Source organism: Frankia sp. Mgl5, from assembly GCF_023242985.1.
In the GTDB taxonomy this organism is placed as follows: domain Bacteria; phylum Actinomycetota; class Actinomycetes; order Frankiales; family Frankiaceae; genus Parafrankia; species Parafrankia soli.
In genome coordinates this window covers 1-6,080 of record NZ_JALKFY010000711.1, presented here as the reverse complement: position 1 = coordinate 6,080, position 6,080 = coordinate 1, and the positions used below count along the sequence as shown (strand labels likewise).

The following is a 6,080-nucleotide window of genomic DNA, read 5'->3' as shown; positions in this document are numbered from 1 at the left end:
CTGGGGATGGTCGGGTAGCGGTTCGCATTGTGGTCAATCCGGTCGACCACGTAGGGTGACTATGTATCTGACCTGGGCAAATAGGCTGCCAGATAGATCGTCTAGGCCTGCCCGATTTTCTTCCTTCTGGCTGTGCGTTGCAATCGTGCAGGTCGGGGCGTGGCGGTGCTTCGAATCCCGCCAGCCTTCGATTGCCTATGTCGCAGAATGTCACCTAAGTGCATGGCGTCGCATTTGGTAAGAAGCTCATTACGCAAAGCGACCCCGCTGAGCTCGTTATCGTACCCCATCATCCGATCATGATTCGGTCCGCGTCCAGACACCGACCTTGCCTACGCAACAGACTCCAACAGATCCTCAGCTTTTCTCGGGGTGTGCCGCACCCCCGTGCCGGTTCTCGCTGCGGCCGGTGGTCTGTCGCCGCGCTTCTGCATCGCGTCGACGGCGCGACCATCCCAGCCGCGGGTGCATGCTGGTGGGCGGGCTGGGCTTGCTGCCGACGGCATGCTGCTCGACGCGGTCGGGGTGGCGATCGCGAGGCGGGGGTTGTAGTAGGAGATGCGGGGGGCGTGCCGCTGTTCTCCGCCTATTGGTAGGTGACCCGGACGTGCGTGGCACACGGCGCGTCAGCATTCCGGTGTGCTGAGCCAGTCGACGATCGCGCGGGAGATGGCGCCGTCCGCGCGTTCGTCGTATCCCTCAAAGCACGGCATCGAGTTGGCCTCCAGGAAGAACCATTCTCCCGTCGCGCGGTCGATCTTGAAATCGACGCCCAGGAACGGCACGCCGCAGAACTCGGTGAGGCGAGCGCATCCGTCAGCGACCTCCCGCGGCGGGGCCAATGGCCTGTAGCTGTTGACGCCGCGGACTGTTCGGTAGTCGAGGACCGGCGAGTCGATCAGCTCGCCGAACGACTGATCGCCGACCACATGGATCCGTACATCAGGACCGATGACGCGCTCCTGGAAGAGCACCGGCAGGCGCTTGAGGCGTGGCAGGTCGGCTTCGTGCCGCGGCTCGAAGACTGTCGCCCAGGTCTTGGTGGCGCTCACACCTTTGAAGATCGTGCCGTTACGGCAGCTCCGGATGAACCGCGACGCCTCCGCGGGATCGGAGGTGAGGCAGGTCTCCGGGACCTGCCAGCCGCCGACCTCGCCAAGGGCGACCGCGTGCAGAACCTTGGTGAATCCTGAAGCCTCGCGCAACGGCGGATTCATCACCTTGCTGGGAACCACCTCAAGTATCCGCGCCAAAGCCTCCGCCTGCCCGCCGGCGGCCGCAGCCAGTTCCGGAGTCGGCGCGGCCGCGGAGACGTCCATGAGGCGGCACCAGACGGCCGCGAAGTCGCCGAGGCGGTACTTCTCACCGGACATCGACAGCTCGGTCTCAATGGGGCTGTCCAGCGGTATGCGGATGCTGCCGCGCATCGCCAACGACGGCAGATCCACGGACCGAAACGCGACCCGCGCCCGCCGAAGGGCCTGCACCCCGGCGGTGAAGGTCGGGTCGGCGGCCAGACCGAGGCAGAGGATCACGGTGTGAGTCGATCCAGCAGGGCCGTGTAGACCTGCTCCTCGACGAGCGGGAACAGGTGACGGCCGGGCCAGCACGACACGTCGAACAGCCGAGTGACGCCGTGTTCCAGTTCCACCGTGAACTCGGCGAACTCCATTCCACTCTGGCGAAGCCAGGAGACCACGGGAGCCACCCGGTCGGCCAGGTCCCCGCTGAGACGCTCCCCGGTTGTACTCACGTCGAACGCGTCGGCTCCGGCAAGGAGGATCTGGCGGGTACGGGTCGGATCCGTGTCGCTGATCTGCACGACGTCGAACCTGCTTCGAGGAGAACCGGGATCTGCCATCGTCCAGCTGGGCAGGCGGTACACCGTGGTTCCGGGCGCGGACCCGTCGTTGAGGATCACGGTGCGTGGCGGGGCGACGGCGCCGCTCCCGGCGAGCTCCAGAGGATCCAGGCGAGGGAAGAATCCCTGGGCGGACGGTCTGTTGACAACGGGCCCTGGCCACAGCGCGACCGCCGACCAGAAGGCCGCGTATCTCTCGGCGGAGATGAAGGCCCGCTGCGTGTCCGGCTCATGGCCCCAATCGCCCACCCCCCGGGTCAGCACGCCGCTGACCTCGACCTCGTCGACCGTGATCCGCGTGCGGCAGACGCGATCCCGGGTCACGTGCACCGTGATCCCTACTCGACCGAACTCGCTCGCCACCACTGTCGGAACGCCGTTCCGGTTCGCGAAATGGGCGAACCGGCCGGCGGTGTCGTCCGTGTCCGGGGCGACGACCAGAAGAGTCATTGCGCCGGGGCGTCAAAGGCAAGCAGGGCCTCAGCGACCTGCCAAGCGGTCCTCGCGAGGCCCTCGACGACCGCCGGCCTCGCCTCGGCGGGGATGAACGGCCGCTCCTCATCGGAGCCGCCCGCGTCCGTCGGTGATCCTTGAGGAGCCGGATCCATGAGGTCGTCCGGCTAGCGTGGACCGCGAAGCAGGCCCACGGATCTCTCCACCGTCTCCTTACGCTCGGTGGTCTCGCTGCTTTCACTGTTTTCGCTGCCCTCGGAACGCTCGGTGGTCTCGCTGCCCTCGGTGCCGGTCCTGGAGGCTTCGGGGAACCCGCTCTGTGAGGACAGGTCGCGATAGTTCGCGACGAGTCTTTGGATTTCGACGGGAAAATCTGAGAATGATGATCTTCCGGCCATGAGGCCCTCCCGGAGTCCGCGCGCTCCCTGCCTGCGACTCCGATAGAAACATCCGTACGATAGGCCCGTCAACGAGATTTAACCCGAATATGCGCGGACGTGCACCGGCGATGGACGCGCCGTGGGTGTCGGCGTACCTGCCGGCCGATCTCCATGGCGGTGCAGTGCCGCAGCACGCCCTCGATTATCGAGGCAACCTCGGAGGCAGCGGCCATAGCCAGTTGGCCAGGTCGGGGAGCTAAGGGCCCGGACTCGGGTCCGTGTCACCAGGCACCAACTGGTGCGTTACCGCAGCTCAGGAGCCCTGTCGACGAAGCAAAGGCATCCACCGAAAGACGCTAGCTAGGCTAGAACGGCGCAGGTCACGACGCCATGAGGGGGTGCGAGCAAGCGGCGAGCACCTCCACCCTTGATCTTTACTGTCGCTGACTTGCAGCGTCTTTGGCTGTTGGTCGGCGGCGGAGTCGTCGGAGCAGGTCAGTGGGTTCGAGTCCCGTCAGGTATCCGACGACATCCGCTCCGCCGTGGTATGTTCTGCGATGTTTAGAGGCGTGAGGTGACGCTTCGCATCATGTCGGTCGCTCGCACGCTCGGCTTTCGGAGAGGGCGCGATGGGGATCTGGACGGTCACGATCAAGGTGACGGACTGCGTGTCCAGTGCCGCACTCGCCGGTGTGCAGGTCGACTCGCCCTTTGGGCTGGAGTGGACCAACCAGTACGGAGAGGCTGGCTACGTCGTTGACACGGGAGTCGACTTCTTCCAGGTACGCCTGAGGCGCGACGGCTACATTTTCCGGGAACAAAACATTACCCAGTCCTCCGCCGGCTCCACGGTCACGATTTGTCTGAACACGATCACGCCACCTGGAACACCTCCAGCGCCGACGAGCCTCCGAGTCGTCGAAGGAACTTCCGACCACGTCACCCTGCAGTGGAGCAACCCTACGCAGTACAACCGGGTAAATGTGGGCTGGTCACTGCCGGGTGGTGCCCACCATCAGCTTGACGACATGTCTGGAAGCACCACGACCGCGACGATCCGGTCCGCTTTCACCCCGGGTGACGAATACGATCTCAAGGTACAAGGCCACAGCTCGACGTGGTCGCAGTGGGCGACCACGCGCTGGCGGTGCCCCGGTGGTGCACCTGAGCTGACCTGGTTTCAGCGTAACAACGAGCGGCTCGGTGAGTCCTTCCTTGCCTCCGCTGTGGGAGCAGTCTCATGGGGACCGAATCGCATCGACGTATTTCACGGCGTAACGGGAAATGGCAAACTGCTCGGGCACACCTGGTGGGATGGCGCTCGGTGGAACACCGAAGCGCGCACCGTTCTCCCACACGGCGAGGACGTCTACGGCTTCGCCGCCGCCTCACGGGGCCTAGGACGGTTGGACGTGTTCTATCACTCGAACCGGCAGATTTGGCACCTCGTATTCGACCGCGACGGGTGGCACGACGCCTATAGCATCGGCGGAACTCCGACGCGACCCGGCACCCAGCTCACTGCGATCTCCTGGGGCGGGGAACGGTTGGACCTCTTCTATGATGGGGCGAACGAACACCTCATGCAGCGCTATAACGACGGTGCTGGCTGGAGCGACGAAGTTGACCTGGGCGGCAATGTCTACGGCGCCAGACCGTCGGTGGCGTCGTGGGGGCCGAACAGGCTCGACGTCTTCCACCGCGCCCGGGACAGCGCCCTCCACCAGACGTGGTGGGACGGACGGCGATGGAATAGCACGAGCCTCGGTGGAGCCCTCCTCCGCGACGTGGCTGCTGTCTCCTGGGGTGGCGACCGGCTAGACATTTTCTACCAGGGGCAGGGCAATCGCCGGATGTTCCAGCAGTTCTTCGAGAACGGACGGTGGAGCGGGGAAGTCGACCTCGGCGCCGCCCCGGTGGGGAACCTGGCCGGGCTCGCCGTGGCGTCGTGGGCACCGGGCCGGTTGGACATGTTTTACAGCAGCGTGTCGCCCGATCCGGGACTTGGCCTTTGGCACCATTGGTTCGGCGCCTGAGCCCCCCGCCCAGACTGTGGGGTGCCAGAACTCGGCCACCGGCCTTGACCTGGTCTTTTAGGCGGTTCGTTCGTATTCGTTGATCAGGCCGCTGAGGACGGGCTGGCGCTTGACGCTTCTATGTCTGTCAAGTGGCTGGGGTGGTGGTCGTGGCGAGTGCGGGTGCGGTGGTCAGGGTGCGGCAGAGCTCGCGGGTGATGTAGCGCTTGAGGCAGCGGCGGATCTCTCGGGTGGTTTTGCCTTCGGCGGTGCGGCGGGTGACGTAGGCCTTGGTGGTGGGGCAGCAGCGCATTCGGACGAGGGCGACGGTGTGGATCGCGCTGTTGAGGGCGCGGTCGCCGCCGCGGTTGAGGCGGTGGCGGACGGTGCGGCCGCTGCTTGCTTCGAGGGGGCTGGTGCCGGCCAGGGCGGCGAACGCGGCGTCGCTGCGGCACCGTCCGGGGTGGGAGAAGCTCACGACGGCCTGGGCGGCGGTGACGGGTCCGAAACCACGGCGTTCGGTCAGTCCGGGGACGAGGTCGTCCTCGATCGCCTGGAGTTGGGCGGCGTTGGCTTTGAGTACGCGTGTGTTCTCGCGTAGCGCGGCGGCGAGCCGGCGGATCTCGGCGTGTCGTACGGCGTGTTCGCGGCTGGCGTTGCGTGGCTGTCGGCGGCGGGCGAGTCGTTCGAGCTCGGTGACGGTGAGGCTGCCACGTGCGAGTTCGCGGTCGGTGTCGTCCCCGCTCAGCAGCAGCGCGCGGAGCCGGTTGGTCTGCGCGGTGTTGGTGACGGTGATGTCGTGGCGGGCGCCGAGCAGGATTCGCAGGGCTTCGCGGTCGCCGTCGGCGCGTGGGAGGGGGAGTCTGTCGCCGTCGAGGCGCAGCGCTGCCAGGACGGCGAGGTGTGCGTCGAGGGTGTCGGACTTGCCTTTGCCGCGTCGGGTCTTGCGGTGGGGCTGCTCGCATTCGACGACGAGCAGGCCGGCGGCGGACACAGCGCGGGCCAGGCCGACGCCGTAGCTGCGGGTTCCTTCGATGGACACGATGATCCGTGGTCCGGGGGCGTGTTCGGTGATCCAGGCCAGCAGGCGGGTGAAACCGGCGCTGTCGTTGCTGATCGTGCAGGTGGCAATGGGGGAGCCGGTAGGAAGAGCGAGTTCTGCCTGGTGGGTGTCGCGGTGGGTATCGACACCGACGACGGCGTCGATGAGTTCTGCCAGCATGGGCACCGGCCTGGTCCTTCCTCGCGGGGGACAGGTCAACGTCGGCACCGGCTTGGGTGGAGTCACCGAGTGTGAACCGCCCCGGGTCGGATGGAGGCTTGATTCTCTGAGAGGATCGAGTCATGGCACGTCCTTCCCCTTACCCCGCC

The 6,080-nt window shown here is 66.2% G+C and carries 4 protein-coding genes; 1 reads left to right on the top strand and 3 read right to left on the bottom strand.

The window, feature by feature from the left end:
* Positions 1-626: 626 nt before the first annotated feature.
* A complete protein-coding gene (locus MXD62_RS26745; RefSeq protein ID WP_248832181.1) occupies positions 627-1,427 on the bottom strand; it encodes a hypothetical protein in 801 nt (266 codons plus the stop codon).
* A gap of 104 nt (positions 1,428-1,531) precedes the next feature.
* On the bottom strand, positions 1,532-2,311 hold the full coding sequence (locus tag MXD62_RS26740) for a hypothetical protein (RefSeq protein WP_248832179.1): 780 nt from the start codon (positions 2,309-2,311) through the stop codon (positions 1,532-1,534).
* A gap of 1,012 nt (positions 2,312-3,323) precedes the next feature.
* On the opposite strand from MXD62_RS26740, the gene MXD62_RS26735 reads away from it, so the two are divergent.
* A complete protein-coding gene (locus MXD62_RS26735) occupies positions 3,324-4,730 on the top strand; it encodes a fibronectin type III domain-containing protein (RefSeq protein WP_248832178.1) in 1,407 nt (468 codons plus the stop codon).
* Positions 4,731-4,857: 127 nt separating this feature from the next.
* On the opposite strand, the gene MXD62_RS26730 is transcribed toward MXD62_RS26735, so the two are convergent.
* Positions 4,858-5,931: an IS110 family transposase gene (locus MXD62_RS26730; RefSeq protein WP_248832180.1), complete on the bottom strand. Its 1,074-nt coding sequence runs from the start codon at positions 5,929-5,931 to the stop codon at positions 4,858-4,860.
* Positions 5,932-6,080 lie beyond the last annotated feature (149 nt).